This is a genomic window from Rhizobium sp. PDO1-076 (genome assembly GCF_000247475.1).
Classification (GTDB): Bacteria; Pseudomonadota; Alphaproteobacteria; order Rhizobiales; family Rhizobiaceae; genus Allorhizobium.
The window spans coordinates 22,118-43,820 of record NZ_AHZC01000221.1; the positions used below are offsets into that span (position 1 = coordinate 22,118).

Annotated in this window: 36 protein-coding genes; 4 read left to right on the plus strand and 32 right to left on the minus strand. The window is 60.0% G+C overall.

Features of this window, described 5'->3' with window-relative positions; all coding sequences use genetic code 11:
• Nucleotides 1-92 precede the first annotated feature (92 nt).
• The 19 genes from PDO_RS12910 to PDO_RS29090 all read right to left on the minus strand — a co-directional run bounded on the left by PDO_RS12910 (nt 93) and on the right by PDO_RS29090 (nt 11,538).
• Complete coding sequence (locus PDO_RS12910; protein WP_007602265.1) at nt 93-986, minus strand: Mu-like prophage major head subunit gpT family protein; 894 nt, start codon at nt 984-986, stop codon at nt 93-95.
• 9 nt (nt 987-995) lie between these two features.
• Nucleotides 996-1,385: a hypothetical protein gene (locus tag PDO_RS12915; protein ID WP_007602267.1), complete on the minus strand. Its 390-nt coding sequence runs from the start codon at nt 1,383-1,385 to the stop codon at nt 996-998.
• A 1-nt stretch (nt 1,386) separates the two neighbouring features.
• Nucleotides 1,387-2,430, minus strand: coding sequence for a phage protease (locus PDO_RS26740; protein ID WP_052023450.1), 1,044 nt, complete (start codon nt 2,428-2,430; stop codon nt 1,387-1,389).
• A gap of 74 nt (nt 2,431-2,504) precedes the next feature.
• Nucleotides 2,505-3,014: a phage virion morphogenesis protein gene (locus tag PDO_RS12925; RefSeq protein WP_007602271.1), complete on the minus strand. Its 510-nt coding sequence runs from the start codon at nt 3,012-3,014 to the stop codon at nt 2,505-2,507.
• On the minus strand, nt 3,014-4,069 hold the full coding sequence (locus tag PDO_RS12930) for a phage head morphogenesis protein (RefSeq protein ID WP_007602273.1): 1,056 nt from the start codon (nt 4,067-4,069) through the stop codon (nt 3,014-3,016). The genes PDO_RS12925 and PDO_RS12930 overlap by 1 nt, the downstream gene beginning before the upstream one ends.
• 118 nt (nt 4,070-4,187) lie before the next feature.
• Complete coding sequence (locus PDO_RS12935; RefSeq protein ID WP_007602275.1) at nt 4,188-5,783, minus strand: DUF935 domain-containing protein; 1,596 nt, start codon at nt 5,781-5,783, stop codon at nt 4,188-4,190.
• Entirely contained in the window at nt 5,783-7,462 is a 1,680-nt protein-coding gene (locus PDO_RS12940) for a hypothetical protein (RefSeq protein WP_007602277.1), read from the minus strand. Before PDO_RS12940 ends, PDO_RS12935 begins: the two co-directional genes overlap by 1 nt.
• Nucleotides 7,459-8,088, minus strand: a complete 630-nt coding sequence (locus PDO_RS12945; protein ID WP_007602279.1) for a phage protein Gp27 family protein — start codon at nt 8,086-8,088, stop codon at nt 7,459-7,461. The genes PDO_RS12940 and PDO_RS12945 overlap by 4 nt, the downstream gene beginning before the upstream one ends.
• A 3-nt stretch (nt 8,089-8,091) precedes the next feature.
• The gene (locus PDO_RS12950) at nt 8,092-8,403 is read right to left on the minus strand and encodes a VpaChn25_0724 family phage protein (protein WP_007602281.1); all 312 of its coding nucleotides are present in this window, start codon (nt 8,401-8,403) and stop codon (nt 8,092-8,094) included.
• Nucleotides 8,404-8,411: 8 nt separating this feature from the next.
• Nucleotides 8,412-8,738 carry a DUF2730 family protein gene (locus PDO_RS12955; protein ID WP_007602283.1) on the minus strand — a complete coding sequence of 109 codons (327 nt, stop codon included), beginning with the start codon at nt 8,736-8,738 and terminating at the stop codon, nt 8,412-8,414.
• Nucleotides 8,735-8,950, minus strand: a complete 216-nt coding sequence (locus tag PDO_RS12960) for a TraR/DksA C4-type zinc finger protein (protein ID WP_007602285.1) — start codon at nt 8,948-8,950, stop codon at nt 8,735-8,737. The genes PDO_RS12955 and PDO_RS12960 overlap by 4 nt, the downstream gene beginning before the upstream one ends.
• Nucleotides 8,940-9,128, minus strand: coding sequence for a hypothetical protein (locus PDO_RS27200; protein WP_244426438.1), 189 nt, complete (start codon nt 9,126-9,128; stop codon nt 8,940-8,942). The genes PDO_RS12960 and PDO_RS27200 overlap by 11 nt, the downstream gene beginning before the upstream one ends.
• Nucleotides 9,129-9,138: 10 nt before the next feature.
• Nucleotides 9,139-9,498: a hypothetical protein gene (locus PDO_RS12965; RefSeq protein ID WP_007602287.1), complete on the minus strand. Its 360-nt coding sequence runs from the start codon at nt 9,496-9,498 to the stop codon at nt 9,139-9,141.
• Nucleotides 9,495-9,746 (minus strand): hypothetical protein, encoded by a 252-nt coding sequence (locus PDO_RS12970; protein WP_007602288.1) that lies wholly within the window; start codon nt 9,744-9,746, stop codon nt 9,495-9,497. The genes PDO_RS12965 and PDO_RS12970 overlap by 4 nt, the downstream gene beginning before the upstream one ends.
• On the minus strand, nt 9,739-9,918 hold the full coding sequence (locus PDO_RS12975; RefSeq protein WP_007602289.1) for a hypothetical protein: 180 nt from the start codon (nt 9,916-9,918) through the stop codon (nt 9,739-9,741). Before PDO_RS12975 ends, PDO_RS12970 begins: the two co-directional genes overlap by 8 nt.
• Before the next feature lie 3 nt (nt 9,919-9,921).
• Complete coding sequence (locus PDO_RS12980; RefSeq protein ID WP_007602291.1) at nt 9,922-10,620, minus strand: peptidoglycan recognition protein family protein; 699 nt, start codon at nt 10,618-10,620, stop codon at nt 9,922-9,924.
• Between the two features lie 87 nt (nt 10,621-10,707).
• Nucleotides 10,708-11,079: a hypothetical protein gene (locus PDO_RS12985; RefSeq protein ID WP_007602293.1), complete on the minus strand. Its 372-nt coding sequence runs from the start codon at nt 11,077-11,079 to the stop codon at nt 10,708-10,710.
• The gene (locus PDO_RS12990) at nt 11,076-11,270 is read right to left on the minus strand and encodes a hypothetical protein (RefSeq protein WP_007602295.1); all 195 of its coding nucleotides are present in this window, start codon (nt 11,268-11,270) and stop codon (nt 11,076-11,078) included. Before PDO_RS12990 ends, PDO_RS12985 begins: the two co-directional genes overlap by 4 nt.
• A 1-nt stretch (nt 11,271) precedes the next feature.
• Nucleotides 11,272-11,538, minus strand: a complete 267-nt coding sequence (locus PDO_RS29090) for a hypothetical protein (protein ID WP_244426439.1) — start codon at nt 11,536-11,538, stop codon at nt 11,272-11,274.
• A gap of 26 nt (nt 11,539-11,564) precedes the next feature.
• Here PDO_RS29090 and PDO_RS29095 point away from each other — a divergent pair, with 26 nt between their 5' ends.
• The 3 genes from PDO_RS29095 (at nt 11,565) to PDO_RS13005 (ending at nt 12,847) form a co-directional block, all read left to right on the plus strand.
• The gene (locus PDO_RS29095) at nt 11,565-11,777 is read left to right on the plus strand and encodes a hypothetical protein (RefSeq protein ID WP_244426441.1); all 213 of its coding nucleotides are present in this window, start codon (nt 11,565-11,567) and stop codon (nt 11,775-11,777) included.
• Entirely contained in the window at nt 11,774-12,118 is a 345-nt protein-coding gene (locus PDO_RS13000) for a hypothetical protein (RefSeq protein ID WP_007602299.1), read from the plus strand. The genes PDO_RS29095 and PDO_RS13000 overlap by 4 nt, the downstream gene beginning before the upstream one ends.
• Before the next feature lie 114 nt (nt 12,119-12,232).
• On the plus strand, nt 12,233-12,847 hold the full coding sequence (locus PDO_RS13005) for a hypothetical protein (protein ID WP_007602301.1): 615 nt from the start codon (nt 12,233-12,235) through the stop codon (nt 12,845-12,847).
• Between the two features lie 26 nt (nt 12,848-12,873).
• On the opposite strand, the gene PDO_RS13010 is transcribed toward PDO_RS13005, so the two are convergent.
• Nucleotides 12,874-13,506, minus strand: a complete 633-nt coding sequence (locus PDO_RS13010; protein WP_348225825.1) for a regulatory protein GemA — start codon at nt 13,504-13,506, stop codon at nt 12,874-12,876.
• A 101-nt stretch (nt 13,507-13,607) separates the two neighbouring features.
• Here PDO_RS13010 and PDO_RS13015 point away from each other — a divergent pair, with 101 nt between their 5' ends.
• A complete protein-coding gene (locus PDO_RS13015) occupies nt 13,608-14,375 on the plus strand; it encodes a hypothetical protein (protein ID WP_007602305.1) in 768 nt (255 codons plus the stop codon).
• An 8-nt stretch (nt 14,376-14,383) separates the two neighbouring features.
• Here the strand turns inward: PDO_RS13015 and PDO_RS13020 are convergent, their stop codons facing one another.
• The 12 genes from PDO_RS13020 to PDO_RS13070 all read right to left on the minus strand — a co-directional run bounded on the left by PDO_RS13020 (nt 14,384) and on the right by PDO_RS13070 (nt 21,491).
• The gene (locus PDO_RS13020) at nt 14,384-14,593 is read right to left on the minus strand and encodes a hypothetical protein (RefSeq protein WP_007602307.1); all 210 of its coding nucleotides are present in this window, start codon (nt 14,591-14,593) and stop codon (nt 14,384-14,386) included.
• 7 nt (nt 14,594-14,600) lie between these two features.
• Nucleotides 14,601-15,251 carry a DUF3164 family protein gene (locus PDO_RS13025; RefSeq protein WP_007602308.1) on the minus strand — a complete coding sequence of 217 codons (651 nt, stop codon included), beginning with the start codon at nt 15,249-15,251 and terminating at the stop codon, nt 14,601-14,603.
• A gap of 11 nt (nt 15,252-15,262) precedes the next feature.
• Nucleotides 15,263-15,544 carry a hypothetical protein gene (locus tag PDO_RS13030; protein ID WP_007602309.1) on the minus strand — a complete coding sequence of 94 codons (282 nt, stop codon included), beginning with the start codon at nt 15,542-15,544 and terminating at the stop codon, nt 15,263-15,265.
• Entirely contained in the window at nt 15,541-15,846 is a 306-nt protein-coding gene (locus PDO_RS13035) for a hypothetical protein (protein ID WP_007602310.1), read from the minus strand. The genes PDO_RS13030 and PDO_RS13035 overlap by 4 nt, the downstream gene beginning before the upstream one ends.
• Nucleotides 15,843-16,163 (minus strand): hypothetical protein, encoded by a 321-nt coding sequence (locus tag PDO_RS13040; RefSeq protein WP_007602311.1) that lies wholly within the window; start codon nt 16,161-16,163, stop codon nt 15,843-15,845. Before PDO_RS13040 ends, PDO_RS13035 begins: the two co-directional genes overlap by 4 nt.
• Nucleotides 16,160-17,182: an AAA family ATPase gene (locus tag PDO_RS13045; protein ID WP_007602312.1), complete on the minus strand. Its 1,023-nt coding sequence runs from the start codon at nt 17,180-17,182 to the stop codon at nt 16,160-16,162. Before PDO_RS13045 ends, PDO_RS13040 begins: the two co-directional genes overlap by 4 nt.
• Before the next feature lie 101 nt (nt 17,183-17,283).
• Nucleotides 17,284-19,269, minus strand: a complete 1,986-nt coding sequence (locus PDO_RS13050; RefSeq protein WP_007602313.1) for a transposase domain-containing protein — start codon at nt 19,267-19,269, stop codon at nt 17,284-17,286.
• A complete protein-coding gene (locus PDO_RS13055) occupies nt 19,266-19,730 on the minus strand; it encodes a hypothetical protein (protein WP_007602314.1) in 465 nt (154 codons plus the stop codon). Before PDO_RS13055 ends, PDO_RS13050 begins: the two co-directional genes overlap by 4 nt.
• Nucleotides 19,727-20,566, minus strand: a complete 840-nt coding sequence (locus tag PDO_RS13060) for a ParB N-terminal domain-containing protein (protein ID WP_007602316.1) — start codon at nt 20,564-20,566, stop codon at nt 19,727-19,729. The genes PDO_RS13055 and PDO_RS13060 overlap by 4 nt, the downstream gene beginning before the upstream one ends.
• Nucleotides 20,566-20,934 (minus strand): hypothetical protein, encoded by a 369-nt coding sequence (locus tag PDO_RS13065; protein ID WP_007602318.1) that lies wholly within the window; start codon nt 20,932-20,934, stop codon nt 20,566-20,568. Before PDO_RS13065 ends, PDO_RS13060 begins: the two co-directional genes overlap by 1 nt.
• A 9-nt stretch (nt 20,935-20,943) precedes the next feature.
• Nucleotides 20,944-21,093 carry a hypothetical protein gene (locus PDO_RS28630; RefSeq protein ID WP_007602320.1) on the minus strand — a complete coding sequence of 50 codons (150 nt, stop codon included), beginning with the start codon at nt 21,091-21,093 and terminating at the stop codon, nt 20,944-20,946.
• A gap of 128 nt (nt 21,094-21,221) precedes the next feature.
• Nucleotides 21,222-21,491 carry a helix-turn-helix domain-containing protein gene (locus PDO_RS13070; RefSeq protein ID WP_007602322.1) on the minus strand — a complete coding sequence of 90 codons (270 nt, stop codon included), beginning with the start codon at nt 21,489-21,491 and terminating at the stop codon, nt 21,222-21,224.
• Between the last annotated feature and the right edge of the window lie 212 nt (nt 21,492-21,703).

Below are 21,703 nucleotides of genomic sequence, written 5' to 3' on the forward strand. Positions count from 1 at the left end.
GGCAGCGCCGTTTTCCGAAAACCCGTCGCCGGCTGGGAGGAGGAGCGCCGGCGACGGCTTCCGGCGGGGCAGAGTGCCCGCCGCTCCGGAGATCACGCGAGGTGCGGAATGACTTCCACTGTCGCGGTCTTGGCCCAGACGTTGGTCTCACCGCCATTGATCAAGGCCGCTTCGACGACCTTGCGAGCCTGCGTTTCGAGCGTCGGAGGAACGAGCAGCTTGGTCGGGCGGATCGCTTTGATCTGACCGTCGCGCTGGCGAATGGTCTGCATCGCGGTACGGGCCGTCACATAGTTCGCCTCGGTCAGTTCCAGCTTCGACTTGTAGGCAAGCTGCCAAAGGCCAAAGCCAGAATTGCCGCGTGTGTCCGCACCCCAGGTGTACTCGTTGCGCCAGAAGACGTTCGGATCCGTTTCGGCAAACATCTGCGTGAGCTTGATCGGTTTGCGGCTCTGCCAGATCATGGGCTTGATCACCTGGGTGTCATCGACCAGGTACCAAGCCGGCTGCGCGCCAGCCGAGTAGTTCGAGACGGAAATCTGCCCGCCCTGCTCATTGTAGCCGGGGTGATCGGTGTCGAAGTAATACTGACCGTCGTAGCACTTCGAGATCTCGCCCTTCTTGAACAGAGGCCAGACAAGGCTATCCGGGAAGGATGCACCGTCCTGGCCAAACTGCGCTGCTAGGTTCGAGAAAATCCCGATCTGATCGTCTTCGATCTTCTTGCGCGGAATCGTGATTGTCTTTTCAAAGTCGCGGTTCTTGATCGTGTAGAGGTCTGCACCAATGTCGTGCGCAACACGGTCGCCGAACCACTCGCGGAAGCCCGGCAGGTCATCCAGGCGTGGATATTCGTTGGCAGCCGTGGTGGACTGCACCGTCATGGCCACGCATTTATAGAAGGCAGGCGTTGCAGCCATCGACTGGTTGAAGATCGTTGAGAGCGAGGTGTAGATGCCTCGCAGGTTCGTCAGGTTGATATCCATTTTGGCCCCTTAGCGCGTCTTGAGCCAGACGCCATCGGCGTCAATGGCGTCGATGGTGCCGGCGACAAGCAAAGCGCCTGCCGTCAGCGTGAAGGTGTCATCGGCCGACGCATAGACCGTCTTGCCGATGTCGGCGGGTACGGCGCCAGCGAGCGGGATGAGGGTGACGCCCTTCTTGGCGTTGATCATCTGGTCGCCCGTTGCTCCATCACGGTTGTCGATCGCCTCTTCAGCAAAGCCAACGAGCGCAACCGCGCTGACGTGACCGGCCGGGACAGCGGCCATCGCTGCCGTGACACCGATCATGGTGCCGCCGAAAATGCGGACGCCGGTGAGAACGGGGTAGCCATAGGCATCACCTGGACGCCACTTGCGACGAATGTCTGTGGTAGCCACCATGTTACTGACCCTTTCCGAAGAGCGCCTTGTGCTCTTTTTGGAAGGCTTCCGGATCGACACCCATCATGGAGGCGACCGAGAGTTCTTCGCTGGTTGCGGTTTCACCGGTTACGGCCGGCTGACGATTGCCGAGGCCACCGGCGTTGAGTGCCGGCATCAGGCCGATCTCGGTCTCCACCTCGGCCGGGTTCTTCATGTGGCGGGCAATAAAGTGGTCGCGAAGGGCCGGCACGAGCTTGGTCGCGTTGATCGCGGCATCGACGACAGAGACTGCGCGCTCTTTCGAAGTTGTGGTGACAAGCTCCGTCAGGCGAGAGTTCAGCGAGGTAACCTGCTCCTTCAGATCCGCGTTCTCGGCGGCAATCGAAGCCGGCGGCGTGGCCTTGGCCTGGAGAGCCGTAACCAGGGCATCAGGTGCCGTCGTGGCTGCTACGCCGGCGACTTCCGCGAGGCGCGGCAAGAGCGCCGTATGTGCGGCCTGGGCAGTGTGAGCCGCATGAGCCGCCGCAATGATTGCAGCGTCGTCTGCGGTTTCCGGTAGGCCGAGGGCCTTTCGGAGCGCTTCGAGATCCATCGTGTTCTCCATGGAGGTTGAATGAAGGGAAGTCAGGGAAGTCAGATTGGGGTCATTCGTCAGCGCCACGCTCTGCAGCCGTTGAACGACGAACGGTGGCTTGCGAGGATGCGTGAAAACCGGCGAGAGGTAGCCGTAGGCTTTCTCCCCCATCAGCGAATGCCCAGCCGGCGTCCACTCAACGCGCGCCCAGATGCCGTCTGTTCTCGACTGCATCTCAACGATCCAGCCGCGTGCTGGCGAAGAAAAGCCTTGCTTACCGGCGAGATCGGTTGAGTGGTTTTCGTCGATCGGGAGCTTGCGGCCTTCGGAATTAAACCGGCCGACGACCTCGTCCGGATTTTCGAGGAAATACGGGCCGCGCCCGTCAACACCTGTAAAGCGACCAGACGGAAGGACGTGCAGCCATTCAGGCACTTCGGTGCCTGCGGATTGAAGAGCGATCGTGAAAGTCGAAATTGAATTACGCATGGGCAATGTTTGCCATGCAGCCCGACGCTAGATCATGCCCGCGACGGCGGGCGATAGGTCAGGATGAGGGGAAGCTATCGGCGCGCGTAGCGCTCGAGGAAACCGAACACCGTTTCGGCGACCATGGTTTCGTCTTGGGAAGATATACCGAGGTAAGGGCGCGCGGGCAAGGTGACGCTTTTGGCGAAGATCACACGGTCGCCCATCCGGAAGACGAGTGCCTCCCCATTCTTCGGCTTGATGGTTCCGCCGAGCTGATGGATGCCTCCATAGATGACATTGGTGCCGACGCGCACCTCGTCGCTGGTCGCCCGGGCATTGATGCTGTCGCGCAGCCGCCCGCTCTCGGTAAGGATCCGGCTATTGCGCTTGGTCTCGGCATAGTCCTGATTGAGCGTCTGCCACGCCTGACCGTCCGGCGACTTCTGGCTGACGAAGCGCATATGGGTAGATCCAACGATGCCGACGCCGATCGCGCGCATCAATGGCGTGGTGTTGGTCATCGCGCGGCCGAGCTGGTCGAAGCCCCGGCGCACTTCTTCATCCAGCACCTGGAATGTCAAAGAGAGAGCCGCACCGCTCATCAGCGGGCCTCGCGGATCAGCTTGGCCAACAAGACGCGGGATTTCGTTCCGTCTCGCTCGACCTTGACATTTGCGCGCCAGCTATCGCCGTTGACCGTCTTCGAGATCGAGAAGTAACCTTCGCCGCGATCCTCGACCTTGCCATCCTTCACTAGCTGGCGCGGCACCGTGGCGTAGGCATCGGCATCGATGTTGTCGCCGGCATTCGTCCGGATCGTGTCTGCCAGAAGACGAAGTTCGGTGCCAACCTCGACGCCGATCGCGCTCGCCACCTCGTCAGCATGGACACCGACTGGCGTCCAGCTTCCATCCGGCCACTTGCCGTGCAAAGCCGAGTTTACGAAAGCAGCGGCATTGGCCTCTCTGGCGCTGACAGCTATCGGACCAGGCGCGGTTTGGCGCAACCACGCTTCACCCGGATTGTAGGCGAAGGACGGGTCGACACCACGCGGCTGATCTGTGCCGAGCTGATCGAGATCCGGTGCGGAATCGAAACCTTTCTTGCCCAGGCGACGGAGTGCCGGCATCGAAACGGGTGTGACGAAGCAACCGCATCCAAAGCCGTTTGGCGGATACATTGTTTTCCAGGCTGGATCGGTAGCGGCAAGAACAGTGCCGTTCCAGCTCTTATGGTCAAGGCGGGGATGCAGTGCACCGGAGTGATTGTACTGCCAGCCTGGGAAAGCTTCGAGCGTGTCCGGATCCGTGAGCTGCGCTAAGCGGCCGGCCGCATGAGCCGTCCTCAAGTTGGTTTCAAAGATGGTTCGGGTGCGCCAGCCACGATCGCCCTTGTAGGACCAGCCGTGGCCTTTCACGATCTGATCGAAGTCCTTGCGAAATTCTTCGAGCGTGGTGCCCTGTTCCAGTGCTTTGGCAATCGACGACTGGAAGTCACCAACAAGCGCCTCCGTGTTCGCGCCGGCGACCATGAACATCTTCGAATGCGCCGCATCCCAGACATCGCGCCAGCTCTTCGTCGGGATCGCTGCCTTCTCCCGAAAAAAGGCGATTGCCTCATCAAACGGCTGATCGAGCGCAGATACCGTCGTCACCATCCTCGCCGCACCCTCTCGATCATTTTTGAAGGCGTTTTGAAGCCCTTGGGCGCGCATGAGGGGCTTGGCACGAGGGTGCGGCCCTGATCGGCCGTCTGTGAGCCTCTGTGGCCCGCTATCATGATCTTGCCTTCAGGTCGTCGATGAGCGCGGCTTGGCCTGCCAGATGCGCAAGCGCCATGCCCTTGGCCATGGTTTCCGCCAGTTCGTCGGGCGCGAGGTTGAGTGCAGCCAGGCGCTCGCCTGCGTCCCTCAAATCGCTCGCCTGGAAGAGGGCTTTTCGGACCTCTTCGATCATTCCGTTCATCGCCGCCGCCGTGTCCTGGTCGAGGCGGCTGGCAAGGATTTCGACCACGTCCGCAGGCTCGGTCCTGGCATGGACAGACTGAAACAACCTGTCGAACGTGGCAGATGTGGACGCGTGCAATGCCTTAGCACTTTCAGCGCGCGCATTCGGTGGGGCGGAAGTGACGGCCGGCCGGCCGCCGACGACCTCCGCACCATCTTTCGGTGCGGGAATGCCCAGGCGGTCACGAAGCCAGCTTGCATCAGCGGTCAGCCCGTGGGGCGCAAGCTTTTCGAAAGCAGATGAAAATAGCTCGATCGGCACTTCATCGGGGCGGCCGATCCGCAGGATAGGGTAATGATCCTGTGGTCCGAAATTGAAAGAGACCATGTTCGGAATCAACTGCTGACTGAGCGTGTCTGATCCGTCGAGCGCGTCTGAGCGTTCAATGTCCTCTTGAACCAGGCGGTGTTCTTTAGCCACGGCATGGCCACCCGATACGGCATCAGTCGTGGTCGTCTGGCCAAGCACCACCTTGGAAATCTGCCGATCGAGCCAGTCGGCACGGCGCTCATACATATCAGTCGAGCTGCTCTTCGATCCGACCTCATGAAACTCGATCAGCATGTCGCGGGGAACGATCGCGGCACAATCGCCGGCAATGCCGGAGACAGCCCGCCACAGCACGTCTTTTTCCGCCTCGGTCGCGCCTCGGCCATACTTGCCGATCCGAATAGGCTGGCCATAGTTCTGGCAGAAGATGGCCCAGTCCTTGACGCTGTAGCTCTTGAACAGCCAGCACCACACGGCCACGCGAGCCAATCCAGAGCGGATCGTCAGGCCCGATTTTGCCTTCGAACGATGGACGATGAACTTGTGGGCAGGCAGCGGCAGCTCACCGGTGCCATCACGTAGAAGAGGGGTTTCTCCATCCGCACGATCGAAGGTGAACCAGCGCTGCGTTCTCCAAGTGAGCCGACGCGGGCACAAATGCCCGTTGTGATACTGCCAATCCACTTCGGTAAACGAGATGCCTTTGCCGATAGCATCCAGAATGTCGAACAGGTTGGAGCGAAGAATGCCATCATCTACCCATGAGCGAATGAAGTCAGCATGCTTCTTGTGCTCGGCGCTGTCCGAAGCGGCCTTCACCGTGATCGGCAACTGCGCGACGGAATGCTTCCGGGTCGCAAGTTGGGCGAGGTAGTGGGGTTCGCGCTCCTCGATGTCTTCCGCCAGCTCGAAGTATGCCTCCGGGTCGCCCTGGTCGGCAGCGCGCAGAATGCGGGCAAGCTTCTCCGGTGTCATGCCATCCGCCGGATGTCCGGACATCCACTGACGCACGCCGCCGACCTGGGCACCGGCCTTGTCTTCCGTCAAATCACGCCCAGCAACGAGATTGCCAAGCCAATCGCGAACTGCACCCATCAGATTGATCCTCTCAAATAAACGTCAGTGGTTCGGCGACGATCGTCATCGGGCGGCGGGCCACCGTTATGGCCGCGCGTCGTGCCTGCGGTCTTGCGGCCGGTCTCGTACTCGTAGGCGATGGCGTCCTGGCTGCTGGCAAACCATGCGAGCGCGCCGGCCGGAGCCGTGTCGCCATGGCGATCGAAGCCATCGACGCCCTTGGTCGAATGTTCGTCCGGCACCTTGATGATGCCGTTGACATAGGCGAGGCCCTGATGGTCGGCGATGATGTCGGCATCGTAGGGAAACAGAAGGCTCTTATCGCCGAACGCTTCGATGTAAGCCGGCATGTTGCTGGCGTACCATTTGGCCGAGAACATCACCTCGTGGATGTTTTCGCCCCAGCGCTGACGCGCCTTCTCCGCGAGATACTGGCCGTTGCCTCGCGCATCGAGCGCGCCGCCGATCAGGCGCGGCAAACCATCGCCGATGTAGAAGAGAATATCGCGCTGCTGGTCGAACGGAATGTTCTTCAGCTCGACGACCAGGCGCGCGCGGCGAACCAAATCAGCGCCGATCTCGAAGACCACGACTGCGGTCTTGTCTCCCGATCGGGCAAAGTCCTCGCCGAAGCAATGCTCGCGCTCCGGATCAAGGGCATCGAGAAGCGGCTTCAAGATGCCTTCACAGAACTCGTCTGCCTGCTCGGCGCGAGCATCATCGTCGAGGTTCTTGAAATCGTCCGGACGATCCCAGCGCACGACGGCCGGCAGATCCCGCGACATGCAGCTCTCGATTAGAACGCGGGTCATGGCAGCGCCCTCGGCCTCGGCCGGGATGGCGTCCAGTTCCTGCTTCATCTTTGCAGTGCGCGTGCCATAGGAGGCGCGGATCTGCGCTTCCCACTTGTCTTCCTTCTCCTGTGTCCACTCTTCACCCTTGATCAGGCAGACGCGCTTGTAGAGGCCGTTCTTGACAGCATCGCCGAAGGTGTAGGTGTGGACGCTGAACGGGTTCTTGCCGGCGCGGGCTTCCTTGATCAGCTCGTTAAACGGGCTGCTGAGGCCGTTGTGCGAAGAGATGACGCGGATCCGGCCACCCCAGATCAGGAGGGCGTTGACCGCGTCCAGCACGTCGCGAACGTCGCGGTGGAATGCTGCTTCGTCGATGACGACGGTGCCCTGAAGGCCGCGGATGTTTTCCGGCCTGGATGACAGCGCCTCGATGCGGAAACCGGAGGCAAAGCGGATGACGTAGCTGGAAATTGCCTGTGTGCTGCCGTCTGCCTTCTGGTCGAAGAAAATGCCATCCTCGATCGTCAGCATTTCCTTGGCGACGGTCTTGGCGAAGTGTGCGGCATAGCCGATGAATTCGCGGCCCTTTGGCTTGGTGTCGCCGATGTAGAAGACATTCTGCCCACCGGCCGATCGCTGGGCGGCGGCAATCAAGGTGCAGTCCAACGCCTCGGCAAAGGTGATACCTGTACGTCGGCCCTTCTCGCAAATCTTCAGATCACTGTCGTCGTCGATCCAGTCTTGCTGATGCTCCATAAGGACGCCAGCGGCCAAAGGATCTAGATCATCGGGAACGTCGCCGCCACGCAGAAACTCTTCCGGCAACTTCTCCGGATCTTGGGACAGAACGGGCGGGTCGATCCACTGGCCATGCGGCAGACCGGGCAAAGGTGCCTGTGTCATGCGCCGTCTTTCTTCTTTGGACGGACGCCGAGGAACTCAAGGCGGGCGCGGGCGATGGCTTCTTTCGAGATGCCGGGTTCGGAGGACAGCGTGTCGAGGGCCTTCTCGGCGTTGGCCTTCATGTCCGATTCGACGCGACGAAGTTTGTCTTCGGCTTCCAATTTCTGGCGCTGACCTGTGGATGCGGTCTCGGCAAGCGCGAGCTGACGAAGTGCGGTTGCCGCATCTTTCGCTTCCTTGAAGCTCATCCCGTCATCGACCGCGTTTTCCATGACCTCGACCAGCAGTGTCTTCAGCATCCGCGTCGAGGCCTGGGTGAGCTTGTCGGCGTCCGCACCGTTGGTGCCGGAGACCACGGCGTTGGCAATCGCCTGGGTGCGCTGCATCTTGTTGGTCAGTTTGCCCAGGCGCAGATTGTGCCGGTTGAAAGATGAGAAATGCGGAATATCGAAATCAATGCCAAGCTCGCCCTGAAGCGCAATCAGCTTCTGGCGGAACTCGGCATAGACTTCGGTCTGGGCGCGCGGTGTGTTCGCCAGCTCCTGAAACGCCCAAGCGACGATGCCCTCGCACTCTTCCGGGAGGAGGTCGATAGAAGACGGCCGAGGACGCATATGAGGTGCCATGAGTTACTCCGCATCGCCTGGGTTCTGGATGCCGGCGAGCTGATGCCGGCCTTCGACATGGTCGCGACCGATGCGTGTGAGCACTGCGCTGGTTTCGCTGCCCTCCGTGCGTGTCTTCACCGCACCGGTGTGCTCTTCCATCCAGAGAAGCTGATTGCAGATGTAGTCACGCGACTTCTTGTAGGAGAAGCGCTCAAGGCTTTTCTGGATCAGGAACGTGTTCGTGGACCCACCGGAGCGAGGATCGGCAAGGTCTTTCAGGATGATCAGGCGGATGTTTTCATCAACCCACTTTTTGTAGTCTTCGGCCAGCATGGCGTCCCTCAATTGTTATGGCGGAGCAGGAACTCTTCTACGCGACGGGTTGCCCGTTCCGTCGCCTCGGAGGATTTGGCAATGAGGGCGATATCGCCCTTGAGTTCCGTCATATCGACCTGCAGCTTGTTGACGGTGTCCTTGTTCGGCAGGTGTTTCAGCTCACCTTCGATCGCCTGGATGCGGCGATCGTGCTCGATGAGCTTAGTTTTCGCGCCATCGACACTGCTGGTGAGCATCTTTTCGCCCGAAGAAAAATAGCCTTTGGCATGGCCGAGGATGGCGATGACACTCAGCACGATCCCGAGATATTGCATGATTTCAGTCAAGGTCATTTCAGGTAGGCTTCCTTTTCCACGATGACCTGACACTCAAGGCAACGGGTCGCTGACGGATGGACGCGCCGGCGCGCCTGTGAGATCGTGGCACCGCAACCGCACTGCTCCCGACCCTGTTGTTTCAATGCGGCGCTGGCCGCATTGATGCGGGCTTGCCGTTCCTGCTCGACGCGCTCCTCGCCAATTTCCCGGTCAAATTCACTGTACATTCGAGCCTCCGACGCTAGCCGATCGGCGAGTTTCACAAACGCGCAGCGCGGTGCGATCGGCGCCCCAATTCGTCGCGATCTCGATTTCCGTGAGATCGCGATCGGGAAGGACGACGGGATCGGGGCAAGGTTTTTTCGCCTCGGCAGGCAATTCCTTTTCAACGACGGTCTGAACCAAGATCGGCTCCCTATCGCTTGTTGAGCAGGCGGACCCGCTCGCGACCAAGACCACGGCCAGGACCGCTGCTATTCGGCAAAGCCGCATTCTGTTTCTCCAGTTCAACGGCACGCGCTTCAGCGTCCGCGATCTGGTCGCGGGCTGCGTTCTGGGCTGCCATGGTTTCTCTGAGGTTCGTCGCAATCTTGGCCTGTGCCTGGGCATTCATGGTCTCGACCTGGGCGCGCCAGTAGTGGTCGCGTTCGGAACGGGCGAGCGTCGTGGCATCGCTGACCATGCCTTCGATCTTCGACACAGTGCCGAGACCAAGAGCGGCAATGGCAACGACTGCGGCAAGCACGCCCGCGATCAGCAGATAGGTCCGGTTCATACGCCGCCCTCCGTATCACTCGATTTCGCCAGGGCGGCGTTCCTGAAATCCATCGATCCTGAAAACCGGTGGATGCCGAGGGTCGAGGCAATCAGCATCACCATGGAAGGCACGGCCGTGGCACCGAATGCCACCGCCTGCTCGGAGCCACGCATGGCCCCGATCGCCAAGACCAGGATGACGATCCAAGCCAGAACAAAGGAGGCCCAGATGTACAGCCGCGAGGTGGAATAGGAGGGCTTATTCACCGGGCACCTCCATCGCCACCAGCGCCAGCAACGCGCCGCTGCTGATGCCCAGCGCGGTCTCTGAATAGAACAACAGGTGCGGTGGTTTTGGCTCCCAGGTCTCGAAGACCAGGGAGGCACCGAGGGAGACGACGACCAGGACGATCAGGCAGGACACAAACAGTCTGATCATCGGTCAGCCCAGCGCCTGGAATGGTGGCTTGCCTGCCAGTGCCAGTTCCATTTCAGATCGCGTCTGCGGGCCGACCTTGCCGTCTGCCACGATCCCGCGCGACTTCTGGAAGAGTATGGTCGTCATCTCGGTGTTGTGATCGAATGCATCCCCATCCAGCAGCGGCCCTGCCATGGGGATGGTCTTGCGCCACGCCTTCAGCCGGTCTTTCCAGTCGGCAACTTCAGGACCGAAGTCGCGGCGCTTTAGGACCGCGTCGAGGATCGGCTTGAAGCCCTTCGAACGACCTTCAAAGAGGTAGTCATAGACCTTCGAAGCATCGAAGCTTGGGCATGCTTTGTTGGCATACTCGTTGTGGCCGGAAAGCTTCTTGATGTTGAAGCGGTCTCGCAGTTCGACCAGCTCAGCCAAGAGCGCGCTTGCCTGGGCTGCGTTGCGCGTATCCTTTGCGGTCTTGCCGTCGCGGGCAACACCTCCGGCGTAGACGACGCCGAGGGATCGCTCGTTATGGCCCTCGCAGTGCGCGCCAATCTTGTCGAGCGGCCTGCCCGCCCAGCGCTCACCGTTCAGGCCGATGACACGATGGTATCCAATGCCGGACCAACCCCGCGCACGGTGCCAACTGTCGATCTCGGCAACCGTGACTGGCCGACCTTCCGGGGTCGCGGTGCAATGGACAATGATTTCGTTGATGGGGCGCATCTGGCAGTCCAATTCGAAGACGTTGAATTGAACTGACTATGCCCGCCTGGACGGTGACAAGGTCATGCCCGCCGAGGCGGGCAGGAACTAGAAGAGGTCCATTTGGCGGGTGTCTTTGGGCTTTGTGCCGCGCTCCGGGTTCGCGGTGCGTGCCCGCTTCATGAGCTTTTCAAGGCCGGTCTCGGTCAGGCCGAGGCGGCGGGCGATATCGCGGTTGCCAAGTCCGGCTTCGCGGTAGCGCAGTGCCCGGAACTCGCGGGCAAGAGGAACCTTTATATAGCCGCCCGGATAGACTTTGGAAAGACGGCTTGCAGTCTCCAATCCAATTGTCGTCGGAAGCTCCGATCGGCCCGGATCTGCCGGCACGTACAGGCGCATGCCGGCATGCGCTTCGACTAGGGCAAAGAAGCCGTCGTCGCCGAGAGCCTGCTTGAGATCGCCAACGAAATCCTCGCTCATGGACGCGCTCCCAGCTTCAGGCGCGCTTCAATCTGGATCTGTCGAGCGGTCAGAAGCGCCAGCTTGTGTTCACGACGGATGCGGCTATGGGCATCACACCCACCACGGCCGAGCTGACGCCGAAGCTGCTCGCGCTCACGCTGGATAGCAACGAGTTCGGGATGCTCGAAAAGAGGCAGGGTGCTGGCCATGTCAATCAACCTTCCATCGGATGATGACGCCCTCGAAACGGGAGCCGGGGTTTTCGGAGCGCCAGAAGCGGCCCATGGTTTCGCGGGCCGTGGCACCGATCAGCGATCGGGGAGCAAGGCCAGCCAGGCGCGCAGGGTCGAAACCGTCCGAGATTGCAAAGGCCTCGATCTCGTCACGGTGCAGCGGCGTGCCATCGACCTCGATATAGGCAATGCCCGCTGGATGAGGTCCGACGACATGGTCATGAGAGGCAGTACGGCAATGCAAACAGGATCCGACATGATCTTGCGGCAGTGACGGGTGCGCATTCCGGTAAAGAGCTGTATCGGCTCGCCGATATGGGCATGGTGGCGGCGGTGGCCACGGATGGTGTGGCTCTTGCTGCCGTCCTCGATCTGCGGCGCGAAGTATGTTTTGAAGCCATAGGCGACCATCACTCAGTCCCCTTGCTTGATAGGCAGGCACGGGTGATGATTGGGGCATTCAACGGGGAGGAAGAACTTTGAGCACCAAAAACGATAATCGAGCGACCGCGACCGCAACCATCATACTGCTGCTGATCGTTCCAATGCAGGCACAAGCTATGGATATGGAAAGCCTTCAACTTGCCAACGCATTGGGCAATGTCCTTGCATCGGAGGAGCCGTGCGGCCTTCGATATGATCAGGCTGGGATAGCCGAATTCGTAGCGAATAAAGTCAGCGCCGAAGATATGGGCTTTGCATCGTCGCTCAATATACAGACGATGGGAGCGAAGGTGATGATCAATGAGATGAGTGAGTCTCAGAAGACGGCGCACTGCGCACAGACAATACGCGTTGCAAAGACCTATGGGTTTATCAAGTAGAGCCGTAGCAGCCTCTGCGATCGCCCTCTCACCTCGGACTCCCGAGCCCTCTATTTGAAAATCATCCTGCGCCCAGTTAGCTCTCGGCTGCAGCGACGTGGAAAGCCCCAATCTATGCCGATCAGAATGATCACTGGCCTCGTACTGTCCGTAGCCACAACTGCCTTTGGATTCTTGATCGGTATGGGAGCACAGCAAGGCACTTTCGTGGTCTGCGCCGAAGCCGAAGCATGCGTTCGTGAATGGATTTCGGCGACGAGCGGCTGGGCAGCGGTCTGCGCGGCCGTTCCCACGATTCTCTATCTGTCCAAGCAGATCCGGGACGCAGACCGTCATCAACGCACGAATTTTGCTATCCAGCTCCGACGACATCGACTTCTGGCGATGGGGGTCGCGCAACTTGCCTACGTGGTCCTCAGCCAGATCGAACTTGCGCTCAGTAAGGTAAAAGAAGGCGAAGCGCCTGACATTCGAGATTGGAACAAAGAACTCATTGAGGAGATGATTAGGCACCTGCGGGGCACTAATCTGCAGAGCTTCGAGGACGAGATCGCGTTCCCTGTTTCCATCGGCGCATACGGAATGGCGCTTGTTGTGGAGAGAGGTTACGCGGGAGATGATGTCACTTCTTTCGCTGCCCCGAATATCGTGAATGAGTATTTCGAGAACGTCGCGCGCCAGGCGGAAGAATTCCTTGCAGAGACCCGCAAGATCACTGAGGCGAGTTGACCTGCGCACAGCCAAAGACGGCATCGTCATTCGCATTGCTGCCCCCCCTCCTTTTTCAGTCTCCTCACCCGCGCGCCCAGGGCGTTCATCACCCGGCGCCAGTCGCTGTCCACGAGATGGCTCAGCACCTGCGCATCTTCCCGGCCGGACAGACGGATAGCTTCCTGGTCAAACCCCCAGCGAGTGATGAGACCGCAACCGGGATAGAGAATGCTCCACTGCGCCCAGGCGATCTTCGCACCGTCGCGCTGCATCCAGTCCCAACCATTGTTGCTACCGAAGCTCACCCGCGCATCCCTATTTAGCCAAGCCTTCAGCGCCTCGATCGCGGCACGTCCGTCTTCGGGCTGGTGTAGAAAGCGCGTGTGATCGACACCGGTCTGGCGCTTGACGAAGGCGAGCAGCGCCGTGTCGCGCCGATCGCGGACGAGGCCTAGGTTGTAGCCGGCGATCCAGAGCGCCTGCAGCTTCTTGGCATACTTGCCGGTCAGACCCTTTGCCGGCTTGTCGGGTGCGGCCTGGAAACCGTCGCTGCGCAGAACGGTCAAGACCTTCTGACGCTCGGCCTCGGTCATTTCCTTCGTCGAGGTCTTGCCGGTGATGACCTGCAGCTTGGCGCGGTAGGTGTCGTCGTCCAGGCCGAGGCTCTTTTTAGCCACGTGTATAGCTGCGACTGAGCCACTCATAGCTGTCCAGCTCCACTGACGTTGTGGCAACATCCGAAAACGCCGAGCCAGAGTGATTCTATTGAGGATTTGAAGTGCCGCATAAGTCGCAGATACTGAAACTGGTGGTAGTTGTAGCCGCCGCTACCATTCTTCCAGCAGTCCTCTTCGGAGAAGCTCGCACGGTCGATGGACAAGCAGGAGGCGACCCATGGAGAAACTTCTTCCTTGATTTTCAGACCTTGGTGGGCGGCGCTCTCGCAGTGTTTGCCGCCTGGCTTACGGTCGACAAAATGGAAAGCACCGACCTGAGAGCTCAGAAGCGGCACGAGGAACTGGTACAACTGAGCCTTCGCGCAGACCGCTTGAGTATTGAGCGTCTTCTCTTCCCCCAGCTCTCGGAGCTGCGGGTGATTTACAAACGCCTGAAGCAAATCGAATTGCCAGAATTGGATAACGACTTCACGGTTGAGAACGATTTCCCGTCCATAAACTACTATCGTGCCAGCTACTTCGCGGCATTTGAGGCGAACCCGTTGGTGACCGAGCTCGAAAAGCTCCTTGCCAGGCCGACTTGGGTTAGCGCAGAGAGGCTCTTTACGGGCCAGATGTCTTTTCATGTCCAGATATTGGGCGAACTTCTCGCCCCACTCCAACGACATTGCGAGCAGACCAACAAGTACAGTAACGATGGATCCAACTTGGGCATCTTCGTCATGGACCACCTCATCGAAAGGTGGAAAGAATTCGACCGCGCAATCCTCGAAGGTCTGCCAGGGGATATTCGCTTGGTTACACGTCATTTGGAAAAAGTGATTCTCGAAATGGATTCGTTGGCGCGTACCTATCGCGTCCCAACCTAATTGACTTCTCATCTTAGCCCCCTGTCGATCTGGCCCGCCAAGGTGTGAAGGTTAAGCTCATCAATGACCCAAGATTTGCGACCGACGTTGGCGACCATCCGGGCGTACGTCTCACCCTCGCGCTCCACCAAATCATATTCAGCGACACGATATTCCTCGACCAGCATGGCAAGTATCCGCTCTTGGCGAGTGAGTTCGGGATGCCCCTTCTCCATCATCAGGCCCTCACGATTTCGCCAGATCGACGGTCACCGCCTGCCACTGATCTTCGATCGAGGCGCGGCGGTAAAACCGGACATACTGTTTGGAATAATTCACGCGCTCGGCATCCTCGATCGCTCGCATGGCGTCTTTCCAGCGCGGATCCTCGATCTGCAGGCGCTTAAGTTTCTTGATGCCGGCAACATCGATCTTGCCGGCCTTGGCGGTATTGAAGGCTTCAGTGATCAGCGCCTGGATCTGCTCCGGGCTGTCGGCCGTCAGTTCGTTCAGATACTCGTCAATCAGCAGTTTGGCGGTCTGGAGCTGCGGGCCGAAGTCGATGAAGTCGTTGACCGCGACCTGGACGCGCAGGAGGCCGTCGAAGGACTGATAGGTGCGATTGCCCTTTTTTCCGCCGACCTTGACGCCATACTCCTGGTCGAGGAGCTGATCGTAGCCGTCGAGATCTTCCATCGTGTGGGCACGAAACCGGGCGATCTGCGCGGAGATATCGTCCGCGTAGCCCATGACCTTGCGAACAACTTCATCCTGCAGCTTGTCGGCCGGCTTGATCAGGTTGACCGGGACGAAGTGACCTTTGGCATCGGTCATGCAGAGTTTGCCGCTCACCATCGTGGTGCCATCGGACAGGTTTTCCAAAATTACAGCTTCCATTTTCTGTTCCTTCAAAGTGAATTTTTGCAGCCCTTGAAGGCTCGGCGAACGTGCGTCGAAGCCAACAGGACTTTCTTGAGTGCAGGCTGTTCATCGCGAGTACCGAGGCCATTTTCGTAGCGCGTGTAGGCCTCAGCCAGTTCTCCGCAGGCATTGATCAGTGCCTTTGTCAGGTCTTTCCGCTTGGGAGGTCTGACCGCTCGTGTCTGGGACATCAGCAGAGCTACGCGCGGTTCCAGGGCATCGACGATGTCGTCGATCGGGATGAAGAGGGTGACAGCAACGTCGGTCATGCCGCGTCTCCACCATCGGGAGAGCCAACCACGCGAAGAGCCGGCCGGCGACGTGGCATCGGAATGATGACACCCGTGTAGGCCAGCGGTGCGGGATCGGGGCGATCGGCCTTGATGCGCAGCATCTCGGCACGGATCTCCAGTTCCTCTTCCTGGTTGCGTGTCAATTCCTCGATCATGCGGAGGTTCCGCAGGAGCGTTGCGACAGTCTCGGTATCCAGATGGACACCAATGTTTTCGAAGCGGCGGAATGAAGCGCAGACGGCGCGCAGCATGGCCGATGGGATAGGGTCGCAGTTCATGAGCGCTCCCCTTTTCCGAATGCCGGCCGCACCACATTGCCTTCGACTTCCGGCAGAATATCCGCCAGATGCCCGGTTGCTTCCTCTTCCAGGAAGGTGCGGGCCCCACGGCCGGCCTCGTTGTCACGATGGCAACGCACCTCGATTTCGAGGTTGGTGGCCAAGGCCTGCAGAGCGGTCAGAACCTTGACCAGCACGATAACCTGTTCCTGATCCATGCTGATGCCATCGGCGTCGTCCTGGACGCTGACGAAGTCGTTCAACAAATCCTGCAGGCCAGAGCTAAGAGGGGAAATGCTGAGAGGAGCCGCGCTCATAGGATGTCCCCCATGTCGCGGTTGCGCCAAGAGGCGACCAGATAGTTCATCGTCAGCTCTTCGCCATTGCCGAGCGCAGCCATCATTGCCGCCTTGATTGTCCGGTCGATGTTGCGAAGCGCGCCCGGCTTGGTCGCAATGCCGTGCAGGAAGGTGACGCAATCCTTCTCTTCGATCCCCCAGGCGCGAATGAGCATGGCAGCGTCCTGGACCGGATCCTTCTCGCGCTTCAGCCGGCGATCGAAACGTGTGGCGACCTGGGCGCGGCTGGCGACAGAGCCTTTGTCCTTGATGAAGGAAACGGCGGTGTCTTCGTTACCAAGGAGCGCTACACCGCATTTGTAGATGTCGACGAAGTGCCGGATCTGGTTGACTGCATCCGGAACGAGGTTCTGCGCTTCGTCGATGACGAGGAGCGTGCCGTCGCCGATGCGTTGAAGCTTGCGGCCGATGGCGCGGGCAAGCCGGGTCGGATTGTGCTCCTGAATGTCCAGTTCTGCCGCCAGCTCCACCAACATGCCGTGAACGGTCTTGGTGTTCGGGCTGATCGTCGCCAACCAGGCATGCGGGCGGGTGTCGCAGAAATGGCGTGCCGTCGTTGTCTTGCCGGAGCCGGAGGGCAAGGTGACGGCGGTGAAGCCAGCAGTCATCTGGGTGAACATCAGGACGTTGAAGATGTCCTGCCCGACATTCGTCTTCTGGAACGGAGGCGAAACCGGAATGCTGGCAGCGATGCTGGCGCTCTCTTCCAGCGCTTCCAGCCAGTTGCTCACCTGCTCGTTGATGTTGGCCAGTGTGCCCGGATAGTTACCGTTCGACCACTGCGAGAAGGTGCCGTCCTTGATACCGGCGCGGCGGGCGACCTCGGCCTTGTTCCAGCCGTTCGCCTGGGCAGCGTCCATGACTCGGGTGAGCAGCTTGCGCCACAACTCGACATCGTCCGCAGGGTGACGCTGGGCGAAATCCGACGCGACCGTCGGGAAGCTCCACGCCTGGATTGTGCTTTTTGGTTTAATCATCTAAAGGTTCCTTGCTGATTGTCGGGCGGGTCTTTGGATCCGCCCTTTTTTTTGGAACCGTACTCGGTACATGTCGGCTCTGTGATTGACGCCCGGACGCACTACCTGCCGGGCGATCCCCCTTTCGGGAATTTGAGAATGGCGGCATCGCCACCGGCCAGGCGCGCAAGGCCCCGGCTGAAACTGTCTTCAAACTGCTGATCGTCGATCTCACCTGCAGGCAGCTGCGCAAGGTTCGTCGAAACCGGTGTGCGGGTGATCAGGCGGGTCACGGTCGGACGTGCCGGCTTCGGTTGCGTGACCTTGTCGCTGCGGCTCATGAGATCCTTGAGCTGCAGATCGGACAGACGCCTTGCGCTCTTCAGCGCGGCCGTGTCGTCCTTCTTCTTGGTCGAGCGGGCGCGGGCGATATCGCGGGCTGCGGCAGCGCAGTCGAAACCGCTGTTGTCGATGCAATCGGCATCGCAGAGGAACCGGCCCTGCGGGTCGTAGATCTTGACCGAGCCGTGCAGGTTCGAAGGGTCGAAGCGAACGGTGAGCTTCTTGCCGATCCACTGATTGAGCGCGCTGTTCCAGTATCGATTGTCGAAGAGATGGATCGCGCCATCTGGCTTGCGGGCTGTGATCGTCTCGGCGGTCAGCATCCAGAGCGAACGCTGCGATGGGCTGGCATAACGGATGTGCTGGTTGGCCGGATCCTCGACACTGGCGGTAAACACCTGGTCGAAGCTCTTGCCCTTGGCAGTCTCGGTCTTACGTTCCTCGCGGGCGTTATGCTCTTCGATGCACTCGGCGACATGCCTCTCCAGCTCGTCGAGCGGCACGGCGCTCTTGCCGTAGTTCTCCGGCTTGTGCTGCGTGCTGCGGCCGGTGTAGCAGCCAGCCATTGCCGGGTGCTTTGAGATGTTCTCGGCAAGGTCGCCCCAACCGCGCTCGATCGGCTTCGACTGTCCGGAATATGGATTGACGAAACGTGCCTCGATGCCGAGCGTTTGCAGAAGACCGGCGACTTCGTCCTCTGTGATCTTGAAGCGATTACGGCGCTTGGCACCGCCGGAGATCTTTTTCGAGGCAAAGGCCTTGCCGTTGTCCATGTAGAGGCGCGCTGGGATGCCATGCGTCTCGATCATGTTGCCGACGATGGTGCGGACGGCTTCCCAGGTCTCGGCCTCGGCAAGTGTCCAGGAGAGGATCTTGCGGGAATAGATGTCCTGCGTTGCCATCAGGTAGACGCGGCCCGGCTTGTCGCGGCCGGGGAAGGCAACATGAAGGTCGAGCTTGTGACCATCCGTGTTGACCATCTCCATGGCAAACAGATGAGCAACAGACCGGCGCTGGGCCGGGAACAACTTCTTCGCGTCTTCTTTGCCCTTGCGGGCAAGGATCTGGACTGCCCTAGGAACCCAAATATCCATGCGGCGGCGCAAGGTGCGCTCTGCGGGAATTGGTGCCCAGCCCTTCTTCTTGGCCACGGCTTTCATGCGTCGGTAGCAGGCCGAAAATGCTGGACCTTCCGCGCGCAGGAAATCCGAGGCGAGAACGTCCCAGGCGCCCTGGTGGACAGGCGCAAGGTCAGGCTGGATGCCATCGGCGATCGATGATGTCGAAGGTGCAAGTGCTGCCAGCCAGTCGGCGCGGGCATGGCCTTCGAGCAGAGCCACCCAATGGTAGTAGGTGCGAACGCTGACATCGGCTTTGCGGCAGCAATGCTTGATCGCGTCGAGCGCCTTGATGCCGGAGACCTTCATCTCCTCGACATCGACAATGATCGCTAGACGGGCCTTGCAGACGGACTTCTGCTTGTCCGTCAGCGCCTCGAACTTCTGCCAGAGCAGGCGTGTCTTCTCGGCGCGGCCGGTCGGAAGCTGCGCATTCAGGAATGCGAGTTTCTGACGGGCGACGGACGGCAGGAGCGAATAGTGATATTCGAAGCCGCCGCCGCCTTCGCGGCCTTCCTGCTTGCGGATATTCTCCGGATGGGCGCGCCAGCCGTGTCGCACGATGTGTCGGGTATATCCCGGCGCATCCAGCGGCATTTCCGGCAACTTCGCGGCCACCATCTCAGCGACTGTGAACCACTCTTTCAAGGCCGGCCTCCATTTCGACGAATGTTGACCGGCGTGGCCTTCAGCACCTTGAGCTGATCGGCCAGAACACGCTGTTCCTGTTGGACGCGGGCGATCTCTGCTAGGCGGGCTTCGTCGCCTTCGAGAAGGAGAAGCCCGTCGTCGGAAACGATGATGTCCCAAAGCCAGACCGCGCCGGTGGCTCGGACGAAAGCCTTGAAACGGATCAGGCTGATGTCGTGGGTCGCCTTGCTCTCGGCGGTGTAGGCATCGAGCGCGGCCTTCGAGATGGAATCGAGCCGGAGATAGTGGGCCATTCGAGCGGCGATCGTCGGCCGGTCATAAGGGCATTCGCGGATAGCCCGCGCCATCTCCCGCTTTAGGCGTGACCGGAAGCGATCGAGGTCGAGACTGTCGGTGGCGGTGCGCGACGGGAAGACGGCGGTCGCGAAGAAATCGAACTGTGCAGGATCGCGCTTCATTCGGCGGCCTCCAGAAACGAGAAGTCGCTCAGCGTGCCGATATGGTCGAGGACACGGCGCAAGGTGCTCGCCTCGGCTTTGGCCAACAGCGCGCTGACCTTGCGGAAGATTTCCTCCTGAGGATCGACCTCAGCTTTCGGGCCTTTGAGCCACGTTAAAACCGGCTTCAAATCGCCGTTTTCGCGGAGCGCTGCGGCAACCTTGACCTGATCGTCAGCCGGCAGCTTGGCCAGCTTCAGCAGGGCTGACTGATCGTTTTCGGCGGCGGTACCGCGCACGGCCGCACGCAATGTCGGGTGCAGGTTTTGGCCAATGCGGTTGACCAGCTTGTATGTTTCCGCACCGAAACCGAGGCGATTGCAGACATGGCTTGAGAGTTCGCGACCGCCGGAAAATACCGAAGGGTAATCATTACCCTTCGGGGATTTCGCACCGACCTTCAGGTTCTGGGTGCGGTCGATCTTGCCGTGCTTCTCTTCCCAAAGCTCGCGGTACTTCATCACGAAGATGGCGCGATCGAGTGGGTTCAGCTCGTTGCGATAGAGGTTTTCGGAGATCTCCAGCAACTGCGCCTCGACGGCGTCAGCCTCGACGATGATGGCGTCGATCTCGGTCCAACCGAGCAGCTTGGCGGCTGTCGTGCGATACCCGCCAGCGACCAGTGTGAAGGGCGTGGCCCCTTTGTTCTTGGCCGGCGTGCGGCGGATCATGATCGGGCTGATCTGGCCGCGTTCGGACAGCGAGGCGGCAATGGCCTCGACGTTGTCGCTGTCGATCGGGCGGAGCCGTTCGCCGATATGGATGTCGGCAATCTTGGCGCGGATGAACTCAGCCATTATGCCGCGTCCTCAAGCCCAGCAGCTTCAGTCAAAGCCGTCATGAAGAGGTCTTGGGCGCGGGCCGCGATCCGTCCGTAGGCTCTCTCGAAAACCGGGTCATACATCCGGTCATCGACGGTGTTGACCGCGCCGAGGATGGTCGAGCGGGCGAGCGATAGGAGAGCCGCCAAGCGACGGCGCGGAACGATGAATTCCACCGACAAGATATGGATCGCGATCTGTCGCGCCAGCTTGGCGTCGAACATGTCCCTGGGCGGGTCGATGACATGGGCAATAGTGAGGTGATTGAAGTGCGAACGGCTGGCGCGGTAGCAGGCTGAAACCATCGCCTGCAGGCGCTCTTCTTCAGAATATGGATTGAGCATGAATGTCTCTCAAAGCTGGACGAAAAGGGCGACCGCCGCTGCCACGAGACCGGCCAGTGCTACGCTGAACAAAAGCACCAGGTCGGCCACGCGGCAGACGGGGGAGGACGACGGAATGAAGGGGTTTCGACTGTCGAATTCGGCACGCGTTTTCGTCATTGGCGAGGGTCCGGAAATGCGGGATTGTCGGGGTGTGGTGCTGGTCGATCGGGTCTGACAGCCGGGGACATTGTCCCTGCGACGAAGGTCGCGGCAGGCTAGAGCAGCGGTCGGGCCAGCATCACGCATCAGGCTGCTGCCTTCGTCTTTGCGTCGAGGAATTCGGGCGCAAGTACAGTTGAGCGTGACTTGGGATAGCGATCCGGAAACAGTGTCTCGACGGGCACCTCAAGGAAGGCGGCGATAATCGATTCAGAGTTGCTGTTGGGCCGTGTCCAAATGGTGCGGAAACCGCCTGGGCTGACGTTGTTCAGTTCGGCGAGGCGGGTTAGTGTCATGCCTCGGCGACGTAATTCGCCGAGAATGGCATGACGGTCCCATTTCTGGGGCTTGGCCATCCGGTACTCCTCTTGGCGGATGTTGGCGCATCCGCTTTTTGTTGATGGTATGTGAGCAATCGCAGCCCGCTTTAGCTGGCTGCTTAAGAAGGGATATTCCAAGTTTGGAACGCAGTCAATTCCAAGTTTGGAATTTTTGATAGTGATGGCGAATACCGAGGATCCAGATGATCTGGCCTTCAGAGAGCGCGTGCGCGATCTGATTCAGGCGC